This window comes from Variovorax sp. F042 (assembly GCF_057814215.1).
Genome location: NZ_JBVASX010000016.1, coordinates 116,569 through 140,086, shown reverse-complemented (window position 1 = coordinate 140,086; position 23,518 = coordinate 116,569). Strand labels below are relative to the sequence as shown.

The following is a 23,518-nucleotide window of genomic DNA, read 5'->3' as shown; positions in this document are numbered from 1 at the left end:
GTGCACATGCCTGGCCCGCTCAACCATCATAGGCACCGCATCGCCTGCGCGCAGGTCAGGGGGAAATGACCGTCACGCGCGCCGTCATGTAAGGGTGCACCGAGCACACGTAGTCGTAGGTGCCCGGCTTGTCGAAGGTGCGGGCGAAGGTCTTGCCGGGCAGCAGCAGATCGATGCCGGTGCCGCCGTCCTTGAAGACCACGCCGTGCGGCGCGCCGTCGTCGTTCTGCCAGCTCACGCGCTGACCGGCCTTGACCGTGATCTGCGCGGGCTCGAAGGCGAAGTTGCGGATAGTCACGTGGTTGGAGCTACCGGCATGCGCGGCTTCGGCGGCCGCGACGCGCTGCACCGCGACCTTGCGCGGCGCGTTGCCCACCGCCACCGTGTGCACCGGCCCACCCGCAAGATCGACCACGCTGACGTCGTTCGAGCCTTCGTTGCTCACCCACAGCTTCTTGCCGTCCGCCGACAGGTCGAGCCAATGCGGCTGCTTGCCCACGCCGATGCTGCGCACCGCCGCACGCGTGGCCGGGTCGAACAGCATGACTTCACCCGGTCCCTGCACTACCACCACGCCGCTGGCCATTCCGGCGAAGTGCTGTGCGATGTGCGGCGACACGCCCGTGGGAACCGGCGCGCTCCACTGGTTGGTGGCGGGGTCGAGCACCTGCACCGCGGGCACGCCAGCCAGCGTGAGGTAGAGCGCCTTGCCGTCGTGGCCGAACTCCAGGTCGCGCGGTGGCTTGTCGAGCGGGATCTCGGTGACCACGCTGCGGGTGGTCATGTCGATCACGACCAGCGCGAAATGGCCGGGCTCCTGCGACGCGACGTAGGCCTGACGCCCGTCGGGCCGGATGGCGATGGTGTGCGGCTTGGGCACCGGCACGGTGGCGCTCACGCCGTGGGCCGTGGTGTCGACGAAGGCCACGCGGTCGTCGCCGTTGACGGCCACCAGCAGCCACTTGCCGTCTGTCGTCATGGCCAGGCCCTGCGGGCCTTTGCCCACGTCGATGTTGCGGGCAACGCGGTCAGTTGAAGCGTCGATCTCGCTCACAGTCGAGGCATTGGAGCCGCTGACGAACACACTGCGCCCGCCCGGCGCGACGATGATGCCGTCCGGCCCGGCCGCCACCGGCACGGTGGCGACGACGCGCTCGGTGCCGGTGTCGATCACGCTGACGGTGCTGTCCTTGAAGTTGCCGACGTAGGCCTTGGGCCCGGCGGCCAGGGCGGGGGCGGCCGAGGCGGCCAGGGCCGAGAGCAGTACGAGGATGCGTGCGAAACCGGGAATGGCGAGCATGGTGAAAACCTCCTGGGGAATTGAACGGAAGCAAGCAGAATCCGCACAGGGCATGACGCATGGCGTGCCCTGCTTATTCCACGCGGGTCGGTAAAAAAGATGGAGAAGATGGAATAAGGCGCCAGGCCACTCCGTCATGCAGGAAGAAGGAGCCCATTGAGCCTGTTGACGACCGATCGCACACGCCAGTTCGAAGCCGCAGCGTTGCCGCATCTCGATGCGGCGTGGAATCTTGCGCGCTGGTTGTTGCGCGACGACCAGCTGGCCGACGATGCGGTGCAGGAGGCGTACCTGCGTGCGTTCCGCTTCTTCGACGGCCTGCGCGGCGAGAGCGCGCGGCCATGGCTGCTGGGCATCGTGCGCAATGCCTGCTACGACTGGATGCGGCAGAACCGGCAGTTGGCCGACCAGGTCGAGTTCGACGAACTGCGCGACAGCGAGGCGGCTGATGGCCACTCTTCAGCGCAGGCCGGCGATCCGGCCCGGCAATGGGAGCAGCGTGCGCAGGGCGAGCGCATCAATGCCGCCATCGACGCGCTGCCGCCGGTGTACCGCGAAATGATCGTGCTGCGCGAGCTCGAAGAGATGCGCTACGAGGACATCGCGCGCATTGCCGGCGTGCCGTTGGGCACGGTGATGTCGCGGCTGTCGCGCGCGCGGGCCTTGCTGCGCGACAGCCTGCGCGACGAACGGCCCGCTGGCGACGCTGGAGGAAAGATCCACCATGTCAATGTCTGAAGAAGAACTGGGAACGCTGATCCGGCGTCACGCCGTGCGGCACACGCCGCCGGATGGGCTGGCCGAGCGCATCGGGCAGGCGGTGCGCGCCGAGGCAGTGACCGCACCCACGCCGGTGCAGCAGCCTCGTCGCGGCTTGTGGCAAGGCTTGGCATGGTTCGGCACGGGCGCGGCAACGGCCTGGGGCCTTGCGCTGATGCTGCTCGCGACGCCGGTGCCGCAGGACGCGCTCGCCGAGGCCGTCACCGCCAACCACGTGCGCTCGCTGATGGCCTCGCACCTGGCCGACGTGGCCTCGTCCGACCAGCACACGGTGAAGCCGTGGTTCGCCGGCAAGCTCGACTTTTCACCGCCGGTGATCGACCTGGCTGCGGAAGGCTTTTCGTTGACTGGCGGGCGGCTCGACTACCTCGATGGGCGCACAGTTGCTGCGCTGGTCTATCGCTCAGGGCCGCATGTAATCAATGTGTTCGTCTGGCCGGCGGCCGATGCGAAGGCACAGGGCCCCGTGTTCTCCACGCGCCAGGGCTACCAGCTGGCGCGATGGGCCCAGGGCGGCATGCAGGCGTGGGCGGTGTCGGACCTGAACGCGGCGGAGCTTCGCCGCTTCGCGTCGCTGCTGCGCGAACGCGGCGCGCCCGAGGGCGCGACGGCCCTCAGCAAGTAACCGTTTCGGGCCGGCGCGCTTCGGCACGCGCGCTCGCAATCGCCCAGCCGAACACGCCCATGCCCGCCAGCGCCAGCAAGGCGCCGACCCAGCCGGTCGAGGTCCAGCCCAGGCCCGCGGCAATGGCCACGCCGCCGAGCCACGCGCCGAGCGCGTTGGCCATGTTGAAGGCCGAGTGGTTGAGTGCGGCAGCGAGCGTCTGCGCATCGCCGGCCACGTCCATCAGGCGGATCTGCAGCGCCGGGCCGATGGCCACGGTGGTGCCGATGAGGAACACGTTGAACGCCGCGGTAAAGACGTTGTGCGCTGCGAAGGTGAACATCGCGAGCACCAGCGCCGCATAGACCAGCAGGCCGCCGATGGTGCGCATGAGCGACTTGTCGGCCAGGCGCGAGCCCACGAGGTTGCCGGTGACCATGCCCAGGCCGAACAGCGCCAGCACGAAGGGCACGCCGCCCAGCGGCATGCCAGCCACTTCGATGAGCGTGGGCTTGATGTAGCTGAACACCGAGAACATGCCGCCGAAGCCGATGGCGCCGATGCCGAGCGTGAACCACACCTGCTTGCGCTTGAGCGCGCCGAGTTCGCGCCACGGGCTGGCGCCTGCGGGCGCTGCGAGGTCGGGGATGTCGCGGCGCAGCAGCGCGATGGCCACCAGCGCGATCACGCCGACGAACACGAAGGCGGCGCGCCAGCCGAAGATCTGGCCCAGCCAGGCGGCGATGGGCACGCCGACCAGCGTGGCGCCGGTGAGCCCCAGCATGACGAGCCCCACGGCCCGCGCGCGGCGCCCCGGTGGCGCGAGCGTGGCGGCCACGAGCGCGGCCACGCCGAAGTAGGTGCCGTGCGGCAGGCCGGTGGCAAAGCGCAGCAGGTTCAGCAGCAAATAGTTGGGGGCCGCGGCGCTGGCGAAGTTGCCGGCCGCGAACACGGCCATGAGCGCGATCAGCAGCGCGCGGCGGCGCCAGCCTGCGGCAAGCACAGCGAGCACGGGCGCGCCGATGACCACGCCGAGCGCGTAGGCGCTGATGACGTGGCCTGCCTGCGGGATGCTGACGTCGATGTCCTTCGCCACTTCGGGCAACAGGCCCATGATGACGAATTCGCCGGTGCCGATGGCAAAGCCGCCGACGCCAAGTGCGAGCACCGCGCGCAGGAAGTTGACGGGCGCGGCGGGAGAAGAAGAAACGGAAATATCGGTGTCCGCGCTGTCCAGCGCGGGTGGGGAGGCGTTCAAGGCCAGGCTCCTGGGAAGGTGCCCGGCGGCCGCGGGCAGAAGCCGGATTTTAGGGTAAACCCTGAATTCCTGCCGATACGCAGTTGCCCAAGGCCTTGTACTGGCAGGGCTTCGAAGCCCCGCCCAAGGGGGTTCAGATGGCGACGAGCTGGCGCACGCCCTGGGCTTCCATGTCCTTGCCAAGGCCGCGGGCAATGACTTCGCCCCGCTCCATCACGAGGTAGTCGTCGGCCAGCTCCTGGGCGAAGTCGTAGTACTGCTCGCACAGCACGATGGCCATGTCGCCACGGTCGGCCAGCATGCGGATGACGCGGCCGATGTCCTTGATGATGCTGGGCTGGATGCCCTCGGTGGGCTCGTCGAGGATCAGCAGCTTGGGCTTGGGCGCGAGGGCCCGGGCGATCGCAAGCTGCTGCTGCTGCCCACCGGAGAGGTCGCCGCCTCTTCTGTTGATCATCTGCTTGAGCACGGGGAACAGGTCGAACAGCTCCGACGGAATGGGCGTGCTGCCGCTCTTGTAGGCCAGGCCCATGCGCAGGTTTTCCTCGACCGTGAGCCGCGCGAAGATCTCGCGGCCCTGCGGGACGAAGCCAATGCCGGCTCTTGCCCTGTCGTAAGGCGTGGCCTTGTGGATGGGCTTGCCTTCGAGTTCGATGCTGCCGCTCTTGATGGGCACCAGGCCCATGAGCGACTTCAGCAGCGTGGTCTTGCCTACGCCGTTGCGGCCCAGCAATACCGTGACCTTGCCGAGCGTTGCCTCGAAGCTCACGTCCCGGAGGATGTGGGAGCCGCCGTAGTACTGGTGGATGTTCTTGACTGTCAGCATGGGTTCGGTTCCTCAGCGGCCCAGATAGACCTCGATCACCCGCTCGTCGGCCTGCACTTCGTCCAGCGTGCCTTGCGCCAGCACGGAGCCGTCGCACAGCACGGTGACGATCTCGGAGATGGTGCGGATGAAGCTCATGTCGTGCTCCACCACCATCAGCGAATGCTTGCCCTTGAGGGTGAGGAACAGCTCGGCGGTGCGCGCCGTCTCTTCATCGGTCATGCCTGCGACGGGCTCGTCGAGCAGCAGCAGCTTGGGGTCCTGCATCAGCAGCATGCCGATTTCGAGCCACTGCTTCTGGCCGTGGCTCAGGTTGCCGGCCAGGCGCGACACGCTGTCGGCGAGGTGAATGGTTTCCAGCACCTCGGCCAGGCGGTCGCTTTGTGCCGAGTCGAGCCTGAAGAGCATCGAGGCACGCACGCCCTTGTTGGTCTTCAGCGCGAGTTCGAGGTTCTCGAACACGGTCAGGTGCTCGAACACTGTCGGCTTCTGGAACTTGCGGCCGATGCCCAGTTGCGCGATGTCCGCTTCGCGGTGGCGCAGCAGGTCGATGGTGCTGCCGAAGAACACGGTGCCCGAATCGGGCCGCGTTTTGCCGGTGATGATGTCCATCATCGTGGTCTTGCCCGCTCCGTTGGGGCCGATGATGCAGCGCAGCTCGCCTGGCGCGATGTCGAGCGACAGCTTGTTGATGGCCTTGAAGCCGTCGAAGCTCACGCTGACGTCTTCGAGGTAGAGGATGCGGCCGTGCGTGACGTCGACTTCGCCCGGCGTGACATGGCGGCCGAAATCTGCGGCGCGGCCGCCCGATTCGGTGCTGCCGCTCGCGTAGTGAATGCCGCTGGCGCGTGCCGCGCGCTCGGCGCCGGCTTCCATCAGGTCGGGCGTCATGCGCGTGCTCCCTTCGCGTCCACGGGCAGCGAGGCCAGCGCATCGGGCTCGACGCCCTGCTCCACCGCAACCGAGCGCCGTGCAGCAGCATCCTGCACGGGCTCGGGCGACACCGGCTTCTTCTCCCTCGACACCCACTTGCGCACCAACCCCACGATGCCGTTCGGCAGGAACAGCGTGACAGCAATGAACAAGGCACCCAGGAAGTACAGCCAGTACTCGGGGTAGGCCACGGTGAGCCAGCTCTTCGCGCCGTTGACGATGAAGGCGCCGATGATGGGGCCGATCAGCGTCGCGCGTCCGCCCACGGCGGCCCAGATGGCGATCTCGATGGAGTTGGCCGCGCTCATCTCGCCCGGGTTGATGATGCCGACCTGCGGCACGTACAGCGCGCCGGCCACGCCGCACATGATGGCGGAGATGACCCAGATCGTGAGCTTGTACGGCAGCGGGTTGTAGCCAGAGAACATCACGCGCGTTTCGGCGTCGCGAATGGCCTGCAGCACGCGGCCGAACTTGCTGCCGATGAGCCACTTGGCGAACAGGAAGAAGCCCAGCAGCGTGGCGCCGGTGAGCGCGAACAACGTCATTCGCATTTCCTGCGTGGCGATCGGAATATTCAGGATGCGCTTGAAGTCGGTGAAGCCGTTGTTGCCGCCGAAGCCCGTCTCGTTGCGGAAGAACAGCAGCATGGCCGCAAAGGTCATGGCTTGCGTGATGATCGAGAAGTACACGCCCTTGATGCGCGAGCGGAAGGCGAAGAAGCCGAACACGAAGGCGATGAGGCCCGGCACCGCGACGATCAAAATCAGCGTGGCGATGAAGCTGTCGCTGAAGGTCCAGTGCCAGGGCAGCGTCTTCCAGTCGAGGAACACCATGAAGTCCGGCAGGTCGCTCTTGTAGTTGCCGTCGCGGCCGATCTGGCGCATGAGGTACATGCCCATCATGTAGCCGCCCAGCGCGAAGAACAGGCCATGGCCCAGCGAGAGGATGCCGGTGTAGCCCCAGATCAGGTCCATGGCCAGCGCGCAGATGGCGTAGCACATGATCTTGCCGACCAGCGCCACCGCGTAGTCGCTCATGTGCAGCGGGCTGTCTACCGGCACCCAGATGTTGAGCACCGGCGCCACGGCGCACACCACGATCAGCGCGACGAAGAAGGCCGTCCAGCCCTTGCCGCTCAGCAGCGGCCCCTTGGTTGGAAGTACGACCTTGCTCATGCCTCAGCGCTCCGGCCTTTCATAGCGAAGATGCCTTGCGGCCGCTTCTGGATGAAGATGATGATGAAGACAAGCACCGCGATCTTCGCGAGCACCGCGCCCGCCCAGCCTTCGATGAACTTGTTGAGAATGCCCAGCCCCAGCGCCGCATACACGGTGCCCGCAAGCTGGCCGACGCCGCCCATCACGACCACCATGAAGCTGTCGACGATGTAGCTCTGGCCCAGGTCGGGGCCGACGTTGCCGATCTGGCTCAGCGCGCAGCCGGCAAGGCCCGCGATGCCGGAGCCGAGCGCGAAGGCGTAGGTGTCGATGCGCGCGGTGTTCACGCCCATGCACGAGGCGATCGGGCGGTTCTGCGTAACGCCGCGCACGAACAGGCCCAGGCGCGTCTTGCCGATGAGCCAGCCCATCGCAAGCAATACCAGAGCGGCGAAGATGATGATGCAGATACGGTTCCACGGCAGCGTGACGTTGCTCAGCATGGTGAAGCCGCCGCTCATCCAGCCGGGGTTTTCGACGCCGACGTTCTGCGCGCCGAACAGCGTGCGCACGAGCTGCTGCAGCATCAGGCTGATGCCCCAGGTGGCGAGCAGCGTTTCGAGAGGCCGGCCGTACAGGAAACGGATCACGCCGCGCTCCAGCACCGCGCCCACGAGCGCCGACGCGAGGAACGAGACCGGAATGGCAGCGACCAGGTACAAGCCGAAGGCCGCCTCGGGCACGTACTTCTGGAAGATGCCCTGCATCACGTAGGTGGCGTAGGCGCCGATCATCATCAGCTCGCCGTGCGCCATGTTGATCACGCCCATCAGCCCGTAGGTGATGGCCAGGCCGAGCGCGGCCAGCAGCAGCACCGAGCCCAGGCTGATGCCGCTGAACACGGCGTTGATGCGGTCTCCCCAGACCAGCGCGCCGTCGATGCTGGCAATGGACGCGACGATGGCGGCCTTGACGTCCGCTTCGGTCTCGTCGGCCAGGCGCTGGTTGAGCAGCAGCTTGGTGTCGGGGTTGCGGTTGTTGCCCAGCTCCTTGGCGGCGATGAGGCGCTTGGCCTTGTCGGCGCTGGTAAGCATGCTGGCGGCGCGCACCAGTTCGAGCTGCGCCTTGATCTTCGGATTGGTCTCGGCGGCCAGCGCCTTCTCGACCATGGGCACGCGCGATTCGTCGGGCTCCTTGAAGAGCGCCTGCGCGGCTTCGGCGCGCACCGCGTCGTCCTTGCTCGTGAGCTTGAGCGCGGCCTGCGCGGCATCGAGCGCGCCGCGCATGAGGTTGTTGTTGACGACGTCTTCGGCGGTGTCGGGCACCTTCAGCTCGGCGCCGGTGACGGGGTCGTAGCCTTTGTCGTCCTTCATCACGAAGACCTTGTCTTCGGTGTACTTGACCGCGTCGTCGGACATGGCCTGGATGAAGGCGGCGGTCTTGTCGTCGGCCGTGAGCACGGCCTTGTTGAGCGCGGCGATGCGGGCTTCGGATTCGCCGGAGGCGATGGCCCGGGCTTCGTCGGCGGTCAGCGCGTGGGCGGCCGATGCCATGAGCAGCATGGCGGCGAAGGCGCAGTGAAGGGTTCGTCGAAGCATCATGAGAATGGAAGTTGGGTTGGCTCCCTCCCCCCTGGGGAGGGAGAAACACACTTACATCGACTTGCCAGCCGGATAGTCAGGCTTCTTGTCGTTGCCTTCGATGTACGGGCTCCACGGCTTCGCCTTCACAGGACCCGGCGTCTTCCACACCACGTTGAACTGGCCATCGGCCTTGATTTCGCCGATGAACACGCTCTTGTGCAGGTGGTGGTTCTTCTCGTCCATCTTCGACACGATGCCCGAGGGAGCCGTGAAGGTCTGGCCGGCCATGGCTGCGATCACCTTGTCGGTGTCGGTCGACTTGGCCTTCTCGACCGCCTGCTTCCACATGTGGATGCCGATCCAGGTGGCTTCCATCGGGTCGTTGGTGAGCGGCTTGTCCTTGTGGCCGGCGATGTTCTTGGCCTTGGCGTAGTCGCTCCACTGCTTGATGAACGCCGTGTTGGTCGGGTTCTTGATCGACATGAAGTAGTTCCATGCGGCCAGGTGGCCGACCAGCGGCTTGGTGTCCACGCCGCGCAGCTCTTCTTCACCCACCGAGAAGGCAACCACGGGCACGTCCTTGGCCTTCAGGCCGGCGTTGCCGAGTTCCTTGTAGAAGGGCACGTTGGAGTCGCCGTTGATGGTCGACACCACTGCAGTCTTGCCGCCGGCCGAGAACTTCTTGATGTCGGCAACGATGGTCTGGTAGTCGCTGTGGCCGAAGGGGGTGTACTTCTCGTCGATGTCGGTGTCCTTCACGCCCTTGCTCTTGAGGTAGGCGCGCAGGATCTTGTTGGTGGTGCGGGGGTACACGTAGTCTGTGCCCAGCAGCACCCAGCGCTTGGCGCCGCCGCCTTCCTTGCTCATCAGGTAGTCGACGGCCGGAATGGCTTGCTGGTTGGGCGCGGCGCCCGTGTAGAACACGTTCTTCGAGAGCTCTTCACCCTCGTATTGCACCGGGTAGAACAGCAGGCCGTTCATTTCCTCGACCACCGGCAGCACCGACTTGCGCGACACCGAGGTCCAGCAGCCGAAGATCACCGACACCTTGTCCTGGCCGAGCAGCTGCTTGGTCTTTTCAGCGAACAGGGGCCAGTTGGAGGCCGGGTCGACCACCACGGGCTCGAGCTGCTTGCCCAGCACGCCGCCCTTCTTGTTGATGTCGTCGATGGCCATCAGCACCGTGTCTTTCAGCACGGTTTCAGAGATGGCCATCGTGCCCGACAGCGAGTGCAGCACGCCGACCTTGATGGTGTCGGCAGCGAAAGCGGGCGCAGCAGAAATGCTGGCCAGCGCGACGGCGGCGGTGAGCGCCTTGAGTGTGAAACGACGTTGCATGTGGACTCCTGCTCCGGGTTGGTTGAACCTTGTCGCCAGCGCTTTGCTGGCGTGGGAGGGAGTCTGCGGAATGCACCAGGAAGGGGAAATACGCCGGGTGGCGTACACGGAAGGTATTCAGGCGGGTGGTGATGGCGCGGGATACTTCTGCGCGTTGACCAGCATCTTGCTTCTAGCCGCCTCGATCACGTCGATGCCAAGCTTGTCGGCGAGCTGCAGCAGATAGAGAAAGACATCAGCGATCTCGGTGCCGATCTCGGCGCGCTTGTCTGCCGGCAGAGAGCGGCTCTGCGCTTCGGTGAGCCACTGGAAGTGTTCGAGCAGTTCGGCGGCTTCGACCGAGAGGGCCGAAGCGAGGTTCTTGGGGGAGTGGAACTGCTCCCAGTTGCGGGCTTGTGCGAAGTCGCGCAGCGCCTGAATCAGTTGTTGCAGATCGGTGATCATGTCGCTCCTGTTGTGCGGTCAGGAGTTTGGCACGCCCCCACAGCTCAGGTCTGTCGGCTTCCGCGCCAATGCAGCACAGCCACCACCAGGGCCGACATCATCAGGTACAGCAGCGCCACACCGAACGCCCCCGAATAGCCGGCCATGTCCGTCGCCTCGCCCAGCCGCCCGTAGAAGAGGATGCCGATCAATGCCACCCCCAGCGCATTGCTCGCCTGCTGCACCATCGACAGCACGCCCGAGGCCACGCCCGCATGTTGCGGCGGCAGCCCGGCCAGCACGGTGGACACCAGCGGCGCCATCACCATGCCGAGCCCCGCGCCTTGCACCAGCAGCAACGGCACCATCCACACCACGACGTGCGAATGCCCCGCCCAGCCGGCCACGTTGACAAACTGCAGCGCGTGCCCTGCAGCAAGCACCAGCGCACCGAGCGCGATGGGCGGCTTGCCTCCGAAGCGGCGTGCGAGCCCCGCACCCGCCATCGACGTCGCGAAGAACCCGACCGCCAGCGACGTGAAGACGATGCCCGAGGTGAGCGCATCGAGCGCCAGGCCTTGCTGCAGATACAGCGCGAGCACAAAGTACAGCGAGGCGTTGCCCACATAGAAGGCCAGCGTGGTGAGCAGGCCTGTGACGAAGCGGCCATTGGCCAACAGCGCCGGTGCCACGAGCGGCGCACCGCCGCGTGCAGCGAGCCAGCGCTGTTGATATGCAAAGGCTGCGAGCAGCGGCAGCGCCGCTGCAAGGCACACCCAGCTCCACAGTGGCCAGCCCTGTTCGCGGCCTTCCACCAGCGGCAGCACCACGGCCACCGAACCCGCGGCCACCAGCAGCATGCCGAGGAGGTCGAGCTTGCTGCTGCCGTTGTTCGCCAGCGGCGGAATGACGCGCGGTGCAAGCATCAGCGCCAGCAGGCCGATCGGCACGTTGATGAGGAAGCAACTGCGCCAGCCCAGACCCGCCACATCGGCATGGATCAGCAAGCCGCCGACCAGCTGCCCGAGCGTGGCACCCAGCCCCAGCGTGAGCCCGTACGCCGCGAAGGCACGCGCCCGGTCTTCGCCTGTGTATGCCAGGCCGATCATCGCCAGCACCTGCGGCTGCAGCAGCGCGCCGGCCAGCCCCTGCAGCACGCGCGCCGCCACCAGCAGTTCGGCGTTTGGCGCAAAGCCGCAGGCGGCCGAAGCCAGCGTGAACAACAGCAGGCCCAGCATGAACATGCGGCGGCGACCGAACAGGTCGCCGAGCCGGCCGCCGGTGATCAGGCCCGCTGCGGTGGCCAGGCCGTAGCCGGCCACCACCAGTTGCAGGGTGCCTGCGCTCGCCAGCAGCTCGCGCTGCATCGATGGCAGCGCGACGTTGACGATGAAGAAGTCCAGCACCACCAGGAAGGTGCCGCTGAGCATGACCCACAGGCCCAGCCGCCCGGGCTTCGTCGCGCCCGTGCTCTGGCTTCCTGTGGAAGAAATCGATGCTGCCGAAGCAGCGATGTTTGACTGCGTCATGATGGGCTCGAGTGTTGGGAGCAAGCGATACGGCGGCAATGACCCCGGAAGTCATCGCCGGGATTCAGACAACGGGCGTCGGCAGGATGAACTGGTAGTCCGCGGCGATGCGGCCGTCCTCGGCCAGCACCAGGAACTCCAGCCCGAGCGCGGCCACCGGACCACCGGCGGCCGGGACCATGTGCCAATGGAACATCACCGCGTCGTGCAGGAATTGGGCGTCGCCTGCGGAGACGAAGCGGAAGCCGGCGTCGCGCACGTTCTTCTCGTGCGAGCCGGTAACGCGCTGCTGCAGCGCCTCGTAGCCCTTGGCTTGCAGCGTGCGCACGTAGTGCTCGCCGTCGGGCATCCAGAGGCTGGCGATGGCGGCGCGGCGCGCGTCGGCGTCGGGTTCGTTCCAGACGGCGACGTAGCGGTCGGCGAGCTCGGCAAATTCGGTTCTGGCGTTCATGGTCTGCTCCTGTTGTTTCTGTGTCTGGGAAGAGTGAGGCTGCAGTTTCTGCCTCCGCCGGTGGACAGTGAATGCCTGAGAAACCGACAATCTTGTCCATTCGTCCACCGCCACAGGAGTCTTCATGGATCCGCTCGACGACGTCTTTGCCGCCATGCGCGTGCGCAGCGCCCTGTATGCCCGCCTCGAAGCCGGCGCTCCCTGGGGCGTGAGCCTGGCGGGCGGCGAGAGTGCGCGCTTCGGGCTGGTGGTGCGCGGCGGCTGCCTGCTGGAGATCGAGGGCATGGCGCAGCCGGTGGCGCTGGCGACGGGCGACTGCTATGTGCTGGCGCATGGCACGCCCTACATCCTGCGCGACCATCCGAACACGCCGACGGTAAGCTGTGCCTCCGTCGTGCGCGACCGCATCGGCGGGCTGGTGGAGCTTGGCGGCACGGGTACGGCGGCATCGGTGATCTGCGGCTGGTTCCACTTCGACCAGCGCGCCGCGCGGCCGCTGCTTGATCTGCTGCCGGTACTGCTGCACGTGAAGATGGAGCAGGCCCGCGCCCTTGCGTTGCAAGGCACTCTGCAGCTGCTGGCCATGGAAACCGGCGAGCCGGGCCTGGGCTCAAGCCTGCTCGTGAGCCGACTGGCCGACATCGTGTTCGTGCAGGCCGTGCGCGCGCATGTCGCGGCCAACGGCGAATCGCAGACGGGCTGGCTGGCCGCGCTGGCCGACGCGCGCATTGGCCCGGCCTTGCGTGCGATGCACAAGGACATCGCGCGCGACTGGACGGTGGAGGCTCTTGCTTCCGTCGCGAGCCTGTCGCGCTCGGCCTTCGCGCAGCGTTTTCGCGAGCGGGTGGGGCAGGCGCCGCTGGAGTACCTCACGCAGTGGCGCATGTTCAAGGCCGGCAACATGCTGGGGCAAGGCCACGCGGCCCTGGGCGCGATCGCCGGGGCGGTGGGCTACGAGTCGGAGGCGGCGTTCAGCAAAGCCTTCAAGCGAGAGAAAGGGATGGCGCCCGGTGCCTGGCGGGCAGCGGCGCGCGAAGGCGCTGTCGCTGCATAGTCGCCCTTCTCTTCAGGCCTTCGCTGTGGCCTTGAACTGCGCGGCCGCAAAGGCCCATGTCATGCGCGTGGCGTCAGGCCCCTCGGGGTCGCTGAACAGCAGCTTCGATGCGCCGCCGCTCCACGAATGGCCCAGCCCCGCGATCTCGCACAGCGTGACGAGCGTGCGGCCCTTGCGCTTGAAGTCGGTCACGCGCATCGAACGGCGCTTGCCGCGCTGCATGTCGCGCGACAGCCCGGGCTTCGCGCCCAGCGCGGTGGCCCACACCGCGGCGCTGTTGACTGCATTGCTCGGCGCAACGACTGCGTCGGCATCGCCGTGCAGCACCAGCATCGGCGGCAAGGTGGCGAAGACAGCTGCAGCGCCCATCGCCTTGCCGACTGCCGTGGAGGGCATCGGCGGCACGTTCTGTCCGCGCATTGCGCCAAGGGCCGTGGCCGGCGATTTCGCCGCACCGGGCGCCACGCCCGAATGCATGACGACGGCGCGGAAGCGATTCGGGTAGCGCGTGGCCAGCAACGCCGCCATGCTCGCGCCGGCCGAGAGCCCCGCCAGCGCCACGCGATCGCGGTCCGCGGGGTACAGCATGCAGGCCTGGTCGATGGCGGCCATCAGCGTCGCGGCTTCGGCGTCGGCCTTGCCGGAGCGACGCTCGTACCAGTTCCAGCAGCCCTGCGGGTGGGCAAGCCGGTCTTGCTCGAGATAGAGCACCAGGAAGCGCTGGCGCACGGCCAGCGCGTTCATGCGCGTGCTCGCAGCAAAGTCGCGCCCGGTCTGGCCGCAGCCGTGCAGCATGACCATGAGCGGCAGCCGCTCGCCCGGCTTCAGCTGCAACCCGGCCGGCCGGAACAGGTGATAGCCGCGCGCGCCGCCCGGGCCCATCGCCATGCCGCTGAGCCAGTCGCCTTTGCCAGGCGGCGGCTTGAGCCGCTTGGCCGCGGCGCGCTGGACCTGCCCCGCGATGCGCTTGCTGTTGCTCAGCGTGGCCTTGGTGAGCGCGCGCAGGTTGCGCTCGTAGGCGCGGGCAAAGACGGAAGCGGTGGAAGAACGGGCCATGGCGCGCAGTGTGAACGCAAAGCGCCGGCCGGCCTAACAACACCCGACAAGGGGCGGCCTTACCGCCCCGGCGCGCATCAGTAGATTTCCGGAACGATCATGTTGGCCGGAACAGGCTGGCGCAGATAGTCGTCGTGCCGCACGCGCGCGGGCAGCTCGACCGGCGGATGCGCCACTTCCTGGTACGGCATCTGGCCCAGCAGATGGCTGATGCAGTTCAGCCGCGCCTTCTTCTTGTCGACCGCCTGCACCACCCACCACGGCGCCTCGGGGATGTGGGTGCGCTCCAGCATGATTTCCTTCGCCTTGGTGTATTCCTCCCAGCGGCGGCGGCTTTCGAGGTCCATCGGGCTGAGCTTCCACTGCTTGAGCGGATCGTGGATGCGGCCGAGGAAGCGCATGTGCTGCTCGTCGTCGGTGATGGAGAACCAGTATTTGATGAGCTTGATGCCCGAACGCACGAGCATCTTCTCGAACTCGGGCACGGTGCGGAAGAACTCTTCGTACTCTTCGTCGGTGCAGAAGCCCATCACGCGCTCGACGCCGGCGCGGTTGTACCAGCTGCGGTCGAACAGCACCATTTCGCCCGCTGCCGGCAGGTGCGCGGCATAGCGCTGGAAGTACCACTGCGTGCGTTCGCGGTCGTTGGGCGCCGGCAGAGCGGCCACGCGGGCCACGCGCGGGTTCAGGCGCTGTGTGATGCGCTTGATGACGCCGCCCTTGCCCGCCGCGTCGCGGCCTTCGAACAGGATGACGACTTTCTGCTTGCTGTGCTGTACCCAGTCCTGCAGCTTGACGAGCTCGCCCTGCAGGCGGAACAGCTCCTTGAAGTAGGCCTGGCGGGCGGCCTTGTCGGCGGAGGTCGGCGTTGCCAATGCGGGGTCGAGGCCGTCGATGTTGCGGTCTTCGATCTCCAGCTCGAGCTCTTCGTCGTAGCTGTCGATCAGGTCGCGGGCGATGCGTTGCATCAGGTCTTCGTGGTCGGGAAGTGCGCTGGTCGGCATGGTGGGGCGGAAAGAGTGAAAGGGGCAGGAAAAAGCATGCTGCTCGTCGTATATGACGGCTGCGTGACGGTTTTGGGCCCGTTGACACGGAGTTGTCACACACCGCGAACACCATCTGCAGCTATTCCAACACCCCAGAAACGCCCATGAACACGCTTGCAGCCCCGCATGCCGAGTTGCCGTCCGCGCCCGCCGCGCAACGGCCCAAACTCGACTCCAAGCCCGGTCCGCTCACGCTGATCACCTTCGTGGGGCTGCTGGCCGCCGGCCTGCTCTTCACGGCCTGGAGCCTGGTGGGCGACGTGACGTCCTCCGGGGCGCCCGTCACCACCTGGGTGCCCTACATGCTTCTTGGCGTGGCGCTGCTGATTGCGCTGGGCTTCGAGTTCGTCAACGGCTTCCATGACACGGCCAACGCCGTGGCGACCGTCATCTATACCCATTCGCTGCCGCCCAACTTCGCTGTGGTGTGGTCGGGCTTCTTCAACTTCCTGGGCGTGCTGGTGTCCAGCGGCGCGGTGGCCTTCGGCATCATCGCGCTGCTGCCGGTGGAGCTCATTCTTCAGGTGGGTTCGGGCGCAGGCTTCGCGATGGTGTTCGCGCTGCTGATCGCCGCCATCATCTGGAACTTGGGCACGTGGTGGCTGGGGCTGCCGGCTTCGTCGTCGCACACGCTGATCGGCTCGATCATCGGCGTGGGCGTGGCCAATGCGCTGATGCACGGGCGCGACGGCACCAGCGGCGTCGACTGGGCGCAGGCCACCAAGGTGGGCTACTCGCTGCTGCTGTCGCCGATGGTCGGCTTCGGCTGCGCCGCGCTGCTGCTGCTGGCGCTGCGGGCCTTCGTGAAGAACCGCGCACTGTATGAAGAACCCAAGGGCGCCGAGCCGCCGCCGTGGTGGATCCGCGGCCTGCTGATCCTGACCTGCACGGGGGTGTCTTTCGCACACGGCTCCAACGACGGCCAGAAGGGCATGGGGCTGATCATGCTGATCCTCGTGGGCACGGTGCCTATGGCCTACGCGCTGAACCGCGCGATGCCCGCCAACGAGACCGTGAAGTTCGCGGCCGTGGCCGAGATGGCGCAGAACGCACTGAACCGCAGCGTGCCGACCTCGCTGCCCGCGCTGGAGCCCGCCGCGGCGCGCGACACGCTCTCTACGTATGTGCGCACCCGCGAGTTCAGTCCTTCGGTGGTGCCCGCGCTGGCAGTGACCGCCGGCAGCATCGGACAGCAGGTGCGCGAGCACGGCTCGCTGGCCGGCGTTCCCGCGGATGCCGTTGCCAACGTGCGCAATGACATGTACCTGGCCTCCGAAGCCATCCGCCACCTCGACAAGAGCGGCGCGGCCAAGTTCGACGACGAGACAAAACTGCGCGTCAATACGTTCCGCCAGGAACTGGACAGCGCCACGCGCTTCATCCCGCTGTGGGTCAAGGTCGCGGTGGCCATCGCACTGGGCCTGGGCACGATGATCGGCTGGAAGCGCATCGTGGTCACCGTGGGCGAGAAGATCGGCAAGACGCACCTGAGCTACGCGCAGGGCGCCTCGGCCGAAGTGGTGGCAATGATCACCATCGGCGCGGCCGACATGTACGGGCTGCCTGTGTCGACCACGCACGTGCTGTCGTCCGGCGTGGCCGGCACCATGACGGCCAGCGGCTCGGGCCTGCAGATGTCCACGCTGCGCAACCTCGCGCTGGCCTGGGTGCTGACGCTGCCGGTGGCGATGCTGCTGTCGGGGTCGCTCTACTGGTTGTTCACCCGCATTTTCTGATCACGCATCTTGTCGGCATTCCATGACCTCGCCTCCCAGTCTTACGGAGGTGACGAAGCCGGACTGATCTCCGGCTACCTGTTCGACGCCTCAGCACCCGAGCCAGCGCGGGTCATCGACTCCGCGCAGGCGGCGGCATGGCTGGTCGAACAACGCGACAAAGGCGATGAAGGCAGCGGCGAAGAGAACCCCTCCTACGTCTGGCTGCACTTCAACCTGAGCCATGCGCATGCCGAGCGCTGGCTGGTGCGGCACGCGAACCTCCCGGACACCTTCTACGAGACGCTGCACGAAGGCCTGCCCTCCACGCGCATCGAGCGCGCCGACGATTCGCTGATCGCCGTCATCAACGACGTGCACTTCGAATTCAGCTTCGAGCCCTCCGACATCTCCACGCTGTGGATCAGCGTGGGCCCGCGCCTCGTGGTCACGGCGCGCACCAAGCCGCTGCGCTCGGTCGACACGCTGCGCACGGCCGTGAAGGCGGGCGACGCGCCGCGTTCGAGCACCGAGCTGCTCGAACACCTGCTGCGCGCGCAGGCCGACGTGCTGGTGAAGATCGTGCGCGGCGTCACCTCGCGCATCGACCGCATCGAAGACGAACTGCTCGCCGGCCGCCTCGACCACAAGCGCGCTCGGCTGGGCGTGCTGCGGCGGCTGCTGGTACGGCTGCAGCGACTGCTGGCGCCCGAGCCGGCCGCGCTGTTCCGCCTGCTGCAAGGGCCTCCCGCCTGGATGGCCGAGCCCGACGCGCAGGCGTTGCGCGGCTCGACCGAGGAGTTCTCGGTGGTGCTGCGCGACATGCAGGCGCTGCAGGAGCGCATCAAGCTGCTGCAGGAAGAAATAGCCGCCAACGTCAACGAGGACAACAACCGCAGCCTGTTCGTGCTGACGGTGGTCACGGTGCTGGCGCTGCCGATCAACATCCTGGCCGGCCTGTTCGGCATGAACGTGGGCGGCATTCCGCTGGCCGACCACAAGCACGGCTTCTGGATCGTGGTGGCAATCGTCGCGAGCTTCACCGCGGTGGCGGCCTGGGCGGCTTTTCGCAAGAAGCGCTGAGCCGCATGCAGCGGCACAGTAATGCTATTTATTTAATAGCAACTTGCGCAGCATCCATGCGCCCGCATCGATGTTCCAGACCCCATAGAATGCGAGGGTGTCCTCCATTCTCAATGCCGATCTTCACTGCCACTCCGTGGTCTCCGACGGCACACTGACGCCCGAAGAACTGGCCGCGCGCGCGGCTGCCAACGGGGTCGAGCTCTGGGCCCTCACCGATCACGACGAGGTCGGCGGCCAGCACCGCGCAGCAGCAGCAGCCCGTGCAAACGGCATGCGCTACCTCACCGGCACCGAGATCTCGGTGACCTTCGCGGGCGAAACGGTGCACATCGTCGGCCTGGGTTTCGATGCCAACGACGCAGCGATGTCGCAAGGCCTCTACGACACACGCGGCGGCCGCGGCAAGCGTGCGCAGGAAATGTCCGAAGGTCTGGCCAAGGTCGGCATCCACGGTGCATACGAAGGCGCGCTCAGGTTCGTCGGCAACCCCGAACTCATTTCGCGCACGCACTTCGCACGCTTTCTCGTCGAGCAGGGCCACTGCCGCGACACGCCGGAGGTGTTCCGCAAGTTCCTCACCGAAGGCAAGCCCGGCTACGTGCCGCACCGCTGGGCCTCGCTGAAGGACGCCGTGCACTGGATCACCGCAGCCAAGGGCATGGCCGTGATCGCTCACCCTGGCCGCTACAAGTTCACGGCCAACGAGGAATACGCGCTGTTCCTCGAATTCAAGGCGCATGGCGGCAAGGCGATCGAAGTCGTCACCGGCAGCCACACGCCGGCCGAATATGTCGAGTACGCCGACAAGGCGCTCGAATTCGATTTCGCCGCCTCGCGCGGCAGCGATTTCCACAGCCCCGACGAGAGTCACTGCGATCTCGGCAAGCTGCCGCCGTTGCCTGGCGCGCTCACTCCTGTGTGGGAACTGCTCGGCGACCGCATCCAGCAGTGAGCCAGAACCCCGGGACCGGCATCGACAACGCGGCAACCGTTGCGCTGGCGAATGCGCGCCTTGCGGCGCAAAAGACGCGCGACACCGAATCGGGCCGCATCCTCGCGGGTATCGGCCTTGTGCTGGTGGCCGTGGCCTGCTTCGCCACGCTCGACACCGCAACCAAGGCATCCACCGCAGGCGTGCCCATCCTCATGGGCGTGTGGTTCCGCTACGCATTCCAGGCCGTGGCCACCACGGCCGTGCTCCTGCCGCTGCATGGCACGGCGCTGCTGCGCACGCGGCACCCGCGCTACCAGTTGCTGCGCGGTGCGCTGCTGCTGGTGTCGAGCACGCTGGCCTTCCTCAGCCTGCGCTACATGCCGCTGGCCGAGTTCACGTCGATCGTGCTGATCGCGCCGCTGGTGATCACGCTGCTGGCCGCCACCACGCTCAAGGAATATGTGTCGCCGCTGCGCTGGGTGCTGGTGGCGGGTGGCTTCATCGGCACGCTGGTCATCCTGCGACCGGGCGGCGAGGCCTTCAGCTGGGCCATCCTGCTGCCGATCGGGCTGGTGCTGACCAATGCGTGGTTCCAGGTGCTCACGAGCAAGCTCGCGCAGACCGAGAACCCACTCACGATGCATTTCTATACCGGCTGGGTCGGCGCGCTGATTGCATCGCTCGCAGTGCCCTTCGTGTGGACCGAGCTGGAGTCGTGGCATTGGTGGGCGCTGCTGTGCCTGATGGGCTTCATGGGCACGGTGGGTCACTTCATCCTGATCCTGGCCTACCAGCGCGCGCCGGCATCCACGCTCACGCCTTATCTTTATGCCCAGATCGCTTTTGCCATGCTCGGCGGCTGGCTCATCTTTTCCCAACTGCCCGACCGTTACTCGCTCATCGGCATGGCGATGATCGCGGTCTGCGGTGCGGCCGGTGCGTGGCTCACGGTGCGCGAGCGCCGCGTGCCTATCGAGCCCGCCGAATCCTGATCCGGAGTTTTTTTCATGGCCCAGTACTTCGAAGTCCACCCCGAGAACCCGCAGCAGCGGCTGCTGAAGCAGGCCGTCACGCTGCTCGAGCGCGGCGAGATCATTGCGGTGCCCACCGACTCCAGCTATGCGCTGGCCTGCCATCTCGACGACAAGGACGCGGTCGACCAGTTGCGCCGCATCCGCCAGGTCGACGAGAAGCACCACCTCACGCTGCTGTGCCGCGACCTGAGCGAGCTGGCCAACTACGCGCGCGTCGACAACAAGCAATACCGCCTGCTGAAGGCGGCCACGCCCGGCCCCTACACATTCCTGCTCGAAGCCACCAAGGAAGTGCCGCGCCGCGTGAGCCATCCGCAGCGCAAGACCATCGGCCTGCGCGTGCCTGATCACAAGGTGCTGCTGGAGCTGCTGTCGCTGCACGGCGCGCCGCTGCTGGCCACCACGCTGATCGCACCGGGCGAGACCGAGGCGCTGAACGACGCGCAGATCATCCGCGAGCGCTTCGAGAAGCAGATCGCCGGCGTCATCGACGCAGGTGCCTGCCCGTCGCAGCCGACCACGGTGGTCGACCTCACGCCCATGGGCACTGGCGACGAGCCGGTCGTGGTGCGCCAGGGACGCGGTGCATTGGCTGTGCTCGGCCTCTGAAATCGGGGCTGAGAACCACTCCCGTCTGACACAATCGCCCAGTGGATATTTCCAACCTGATACAGACCGTACTGATCTACGCGCTGCCCGTGATCTTCGCGATCACCGTGCACGAGGCAGCGCACGGCTATGTGGCTCGCCATTTCGGCGACAACACGGCCGAGGTCATGGGGCGCGTCACCCTCAACCCGATGAAGCACATCGACCCCATCGGGACCATCCTGATGCCGCTGATGCTGTACTTCGCGACCTCGGGTGCGTTCCTGTTCGGCTATGCCAAGCCGGTGCCGGTCAACTTTGGGCGGCTGCGTCATCCGAAGCGCGACATGGTGTGGGTCGCGCTGGCCGGGCCGGCCTCCAATTTCGTGCAGGCGATCTTGTGGGCGCTGGTGCTGGTGGCGCTTGTTGCCGCTGGCGTGAGTGAATCCTTTTTCATCAAGATGGCGCAGGGCGGCATCCTCGTCAACCTCGTGATGTGGGCCTTCAACCTGTTCCCGCTGCCCCCGCTCGACGGCGGCCGCGTACTGGCTGGCCTGCTGCCCAACGGACAGGCGCAGATGTTCCTGGCACGCATCGAACCGTACGGCTTCTTCATCGTGATGGGCCTCGTCATTGCGGGCGTCGTCAGCACATACTGGCTGCGACCGCTGATGGACGTGGGCTACTTCGTCATCAACCTGATCATCACCCCGCTCAAGGCGTTGCTGCTCTAAGTCTTCTTTCTTCGTCCCATGGCTCCGTCTCCTCAAGCTCCCCTGCGCGTCCTGACCGGCATCACGCCGTCGGGCACGCCTCACCTCGGCAACTACGTCGGTTCGATCCGCCATTCGGTGCGGCAAAGCGTCGCGCCCGGTGTGCAGAGCTTTTTCTTCCTGGCCGACTACCACGCGCTCATCAAGGTGCAGGAGCCGGCACTCATCCAGCGCTCCACGCTCGAGATTGCCGCCAGCTGGCTGGCCTGCGGGCTCGACCCCGAGCGCGTCACCTTCTACCGCCAGTCGGACATCGTCGAGATCCCCGAGCTGACCTGGTTCCTCACCTGCGTCACCGGCAAGGGCGTGCTCAACCGCGCACATGCATACAAGGCGCAGCTCGACAAGAACGTGGCCAAGGGCGAGGACCCCGATGCCGACGTGACGGCCGGCCTCTTCATGTATCCGGTGCTCATGGGCGCCGACATCCTGATGTTCAACGCCCACAAGGTGCCCGTGGGCCGCGACCAGGTACAGCACATCGAGATGGCGCGCGACATGGCGCAGCGCTTCAACCACCTGTACGGCGATCACTTCACGCTGCCCGAGGCCGAGATCGACGACGCCGTGGCCACCCTGCCCGGCCTCGACGGCCGCAAGATGAGCAAGAGCTACGGCAACACGATCCCGCTGTTCGCACCGCGCGCGCAGCTGCAAAAGCAGATCTCCAGCATCGTGACCGACTCGCGCGCCCCCGGCGAGCCGAAGGACACCGAGGGCTCGGCCCTGTTCCAGATCTACCAGGCCTTTGCCAGCGCCGAAGAAACCGAGTCGCTGCGCAAGGAGTACGCCAATGGCATTAGTTGGGGCGATGCCAAGCAGTTGCTGTTCGAGCGCATCGACCATGAAGTGGCGCCGCTGCGCGCGCGCTACGACGCGCTGATGAACGACCCGGCAGAGATCGAGCGCATCCTGCTCATCGGCGCCGAGAAAGCGCAGGCCCTGTCGAAGCCGTTCATGGCCAGCCTGCGCCACGCGGTCGGCCTGCGCAATCTCGCGGCCGGCAAGGACAAGGGCGCAGCCAAGGCTGCCAAGGTCGCGAAGCCAAGTTTCAAGCAGTACCGCGAAAAGGCGGACGGGCTTTTCTATTTCAAGCTGTTGGATGCGCGCGGCGAAACCCTGCTGCAAAGCCGTGGATTCACGTCACCGCAGGAAGCGGGCCGTACCATCGCGGTCTTGCAGGCGCAGCGCGGCGAAGCATTGACCACGCTGGCCAGCCAGCTGGAACCCATCGACACAGAAGGAACACGCGCCGTCACCGAGGCGCTGGAGGCCCTGACGGAGGCAACACCCACAACGAGCGGGAGTTGATCCGGCAAAGCCCATCGGCTTATCCGCCGATGAGCAGGAAGAGAGAAGACGGTGCGATCACAAAGGAAGAAAACATGAGCATTTATGTCATCGACGACCACCCCCTGATGCGCGACGCGATCGTGATGGTCTTGCGGCGATTGCGTCCGGCCGAGAACATCGTCGAGCTCGAGCGCCTCGACAAGCTCGCGAGCTCGGTGCAGCAGCGTGGTGCGCCCACCCTCTTCTGCCTGGACCTGAAGCTCCCGGACACCAATGGCGTGTCGGGCGTGATCGCGGTCAAGCAGGTCTATCCGAACGTGCCCATTGCCGTGTATTCGGCAGCACCTTCCGCGGACATGGAGGACGCCTGCATCGAAGCCGGCGCAGACACCTATATCGAGAAGTCAGCCAGCTCCAACGAACTGGCGGCTGCCTTGCGCGGCCTGCTGATGGCAGGCTCGGAAGATGAAGCCGACGAGATGCCAGCCGCCAACAGCGGCAAGCTGTCGAAGCGGCAGACGCAGCTGATCGCCATGCTCGACAAGGGCATGAGCAACCGCGACATCGCCACCGACCTGGAGATCAGCGAGCACACGGTGAAGGTGCACCTGTGGCGCCTGTTCCGCAGGCTCGGCGTGAAGAGCCGTACCCAAGCTCTGCACTACGCGCGCACCAACGGTTTGCTGTCGGGCTGATTCCCGCCGGCGAGCCTGACGACCTCCAGAACCGCGCCCTGTGCGCGGTTTTTTATGTC

At 66.5% G+C, this 23,518-nt stretch carries 23 protein-coding genes; 11 read left to right on the top strand and 12 right to left on the bottom strand.

What is annotated here, in order from left to right:
* Positions 1-55: 55 nt before the first annotated feature.
* Complete coding sequence (locus tag ACZYSP_RS31420; protein ID WP_489018376.1) at positions 56-1,300, bottom strand: YVTN family beta-propeller repeat protein; 1,245 nt, start codon at positions 1,298-1,300, stop codon at positions 56-58.
* 165 nt (positions 1,301-1,465) lie between these two features.
* On the opposite strand from ACZYSP_RS31420, the gene ACZYSP_RS31415 reads away from it, so the two are divergent.
* Together ACZYSP_RS31415 and ACZYSP_RS31410 are read left to right on the top strand one after the other, a co-directional pair.
* Positions 1,466-2,038, top strand: coding sequence for a sigma-70 family RNA polymerase sigma factor (locus ACZYSP_RS31415; protein WP_093058638.1), 573 nt, complete (start codon positions 1,466-1,468; stop codon positions 2,036-2,038).
* Complete coding sequence (locus ACZYSP_RS31410) at positions 2,025-2,705, top strand: anti-sigma factor family protein (RefSeq protein ID WP_489018374.1); 681 nt, start codon at positions 2,025-2,027, stop codon at positions 2,703-2,705. The genes ACZYSP_RS31415 and ACZYSP_RS31410 overlap by 14 nt, the downstream gene beginning before the upstream one ends.
* On the opposite strand, the gene ACZYSP_RS31405 is transcribed toward ACZYSP_RS31410, so the two are convergent.
* The 9 genes from ACZYSP_RS31405 to ACZYSP_RS31365 form a co-directional block, all read right to left on the bottom strand.
* The gene (locus tag ACZYSP_RS31405) at positions 2,695-3,942 is read right to left on the bottom strand and encodes an MFS transporter (RefSeq protein WP_093077219.1); all 1,248 of its coding nucleotides are present in this window, start codon (positions 3,940-3,942) and stop codon (positions 2,695-2,697) included. The genes ACZYSP_RS31410 and ACZYSP_RS31405 overlap by 11 nt on opposite strands.
* A 133-nt stretch (positions 3,943-4,075) precedes the next feature.
* Entirely contained in the window at positions 4,076-4,768 is a 693-nt protein-coding gene (gene urtE, locus ACZYSP_RS31400) for an urea ABC transporter ATP-binding subunit UrtE (RefSeq protein WP_015866784.1), read from the bottom strand.
* A 12-nt stretch (positions 4,769-4,780) separates the two neighbouring features.
* Positions 4,781-5,659: an urea ABC transporter ATP-binding protein UrtD gene (gene urtD, locus ACZYSP_RS31395; RefSeq protein ID WP_093058619.1), complete on the bottom strand. Its 879-nt coding sequence runs from the start codon at positions 5,657-5,659 to the stop codon at positions 4,781-4,783.
* Positions 5,656-6,879, bottom strand: a complete 1,224-nt coding sequence (gene urtC / locus ACZYSP_RS31390) for an urea ABC transporter permease subunit UrtC (protein ID WP_097198397.1) — start codon at positions 6,877-6,879, stop codon at positions 5,656-5,658. Before urtC ends, urtD begins: the two co-directional genes overlap by 4 nt.
* Positions 6,876-8,423: an urea ABC transporter permease subunit UrtB gene (gene urtB / locus ACZYSP_RS31385; RefSeq protein WP_093178120.1), complete on the bottom strand. Its 1,548-nt coding sequence runs from the start codon at positions 8,421-8,423 to the stop codon at positions 6,876-6,878. The genes urtC and urtB overlap by 4 nt, the downstream gene beginning before the upstream one ends.
* Positions 8,424-8,513: 90 nt before the next feature.
* Positions 8,514-9,782, bottom strand: coding sequence for an urea ABC transporter substrate-binding protein (gene urtA / locus ACZYSP_RS31380; RefSeq protein ID WP_093058616.1), 1,269 nt, complete (start codon positions 9,780-9,782; stop codon positions 8,514-8,516).
* A gap of 117 nt (positions 9,783-9,899) precedes the next feature.
* Complete coding sequence (locus ACZYSP_RS31375) at positions 9,900-10,226, bottom strand: nucleotide pyrophosphohydrolase (protein ID WP_440532305.1); 327 nt, start codon at positions 10,224-10,226, stop codon at positions 9,900-9,902.
* Between the two features lie 44 nt (positions 10,227-10,270).
* Positions 10,271-11,734, bottom strand: a complete 1,464-nt coding sequence (locus ACZYSP_RS31370; RefSeq protein WP_489018369.1) for an MFS transporter — start codon at positions 11,732-11,734, stop codon at positions 10,271-10,273.
* Positions 11,735-11,798: 64 nt separating this feature from the next.
* Positions 11,799-12,185 (bottom strand): nuclear transport factor 2 family protein, encoded by a 387-nt coding sequence (locus ACZYSP_RS31365; RefSeq protein ID WP_489018367.1) that lies wholly within the window; start codon positions 12,183-12,185, stop codon positions 11,799-11,801.
* Positions 12,186-12,309: 124 nt separating this feature from the next.
* Here ACZYSP_RS31365 and ACZYSP_RS31360 point away from each other — a divergent pair, with 124 nt between their 5' ends.
* Positions 12,310-13,239, top strand: coding sequence for an AraC family transcriptional regulator (locus ACZYSP_RS31360; RefSeq protein WP_093058612.1), 930 nt, complete (start codon positions 12,310-12,312; stop codon positions 13,237-13,239).
* 12 nt (positions 13,240-13,251) lie between these two features.
* Here the strand turns inward: ACZYSP_RS31360 and ACZYSP_RS31355 are convergent, their stop codons facing one another.
* Together ACZYSP_RS31355 and ppk2 are read right to left on the bottom strand one after the other, a co-directional pair.
* Positions 13,252-14,295 carry an extracellular catalytic domain type 1 short-chain-length polyhydroxyalkanoate depolymerase gene (locus ACZYSP_RS31355; RefSeq protein ID WP_489018364.1) on the bottom strand — a complete coding sequence of 348 codons (1,044 nt, stop codon included), beginning with the start codon at positions 14,293-14,295 and terminating at the stop codon, positions 13,252-13,254.
* 77 nt (positions 14,296-14,372) lie between these two features.
* Complete coding sequence (gene ppk2 / locus ACZYSP_RS31350) at positions 14,373-15,299, bottom strand: polyphosphate kinase 2 (RefSeq protein WP_093077231.1); 927 nt, start codon at positions 15,297-15,299, stop codon at positions 14,373-14,375.
* 146 nt (positions 15,300-15,445) lie between these two features.
* On the opposite strand from ppk2, the gene ACZYSP_RS31345 reads away from it, so the two are divergent.
* The 8 genes from ACZYSP_RS31345 (at position 15,446) to ACZYSP_RS31310 (ending at position 23,459) form a co-directional block, all read left to right on the top strand.
* Positions 15,446-17,077, top strand: coding sequence for an inorganic phosphate transporter (locus ACZYSP_RS31345; protein ID WP_489018362.1), 1,632 nt, complete (start codon positions 15,446-15,448; stop codon positions 17,075-17,077).
* Between the two features lie 9 nt (positions 17,078-17,086).
* Positions 17,087-18,139 (top strand): transporter, encoded by a 1,053-nt coding sequence (locus ACZYSP_RS31340; RefSeq protein WP_093077234.1) that lies wholly within the window; start codon positions 17,087-17,089, stop codon positions 18,137-18,139.
* 97 nt (positions 18,140-18,236) lie between these two features.
* Entirely contained in the window at positions 18,237-19,094 is an 858-nt protein-coding gene (locus tag ACZYSP_RS31335; protein ID WP_093058607.1) for a 3',5'-nucleoside bisphosphate phosphatase, read from the top strand.
* A complete protein-coding gene (locus tag ACZYSP_RS31330) occupies positions 19,091-20,068 on the top strand; it encodes a DMT family transporter (protein ID WP_093077235.1) in 978 nt (325 codons plus the stop codon). Before ACZYSP_RS31335 ends, ACZYSP_RS31330 begins: the two co-directional genes overlap by 4 nt.
* Positions 20,069-20,083: 15 nt before the next feature.
* Entirely contained in the window at positions 20,084-20,719 is a 636-nt protein-coding gene (locus tag ACZYSP_RS31325; protein WP_093058605.1) for an L-threonylcarbamoyladenylate synthase, read from the top strand.
* Between the two features lie 41 nt (positions 20,720-20,760).
* Complete coding sequence (locus tag ACZYSP_RS31320; protein WP_093077238.1) at positions 20,761-21,432, top strand: site-2 protease family protein; 672 nt, start codon at positions 20,761-20,763, stop codon at positions 21,430-21,432.
* 18 nt (positions 21,433-21,450) lie between these two features.
* Positions 21,451-22,782 (top strand): tryptophan--tRNA ligase, encoded by a 1,332-nt coding sequence (locus tag ACZYSP_RS31315; protein ID WP_093178133.1) that lies wholly within the window; start codon positions 21,451-21,453, stop codon positions 22,780-22,782.
* 74 nt (positions 22,783-22,856) lie between these two features.
* Positions 22,857-23,459, top strand: coding sequence for a LuxR C-terminal-related transcriptional regulator (locus ACZYSP_RS31310; RefSeq protein WP_093058637.1), 603 nt, complete (start codon positions 22,857-22,859; stop codon positions 23,457-23,459).
* Positions 23,460-23,518 lie beyond the last annotated feature (59 nt).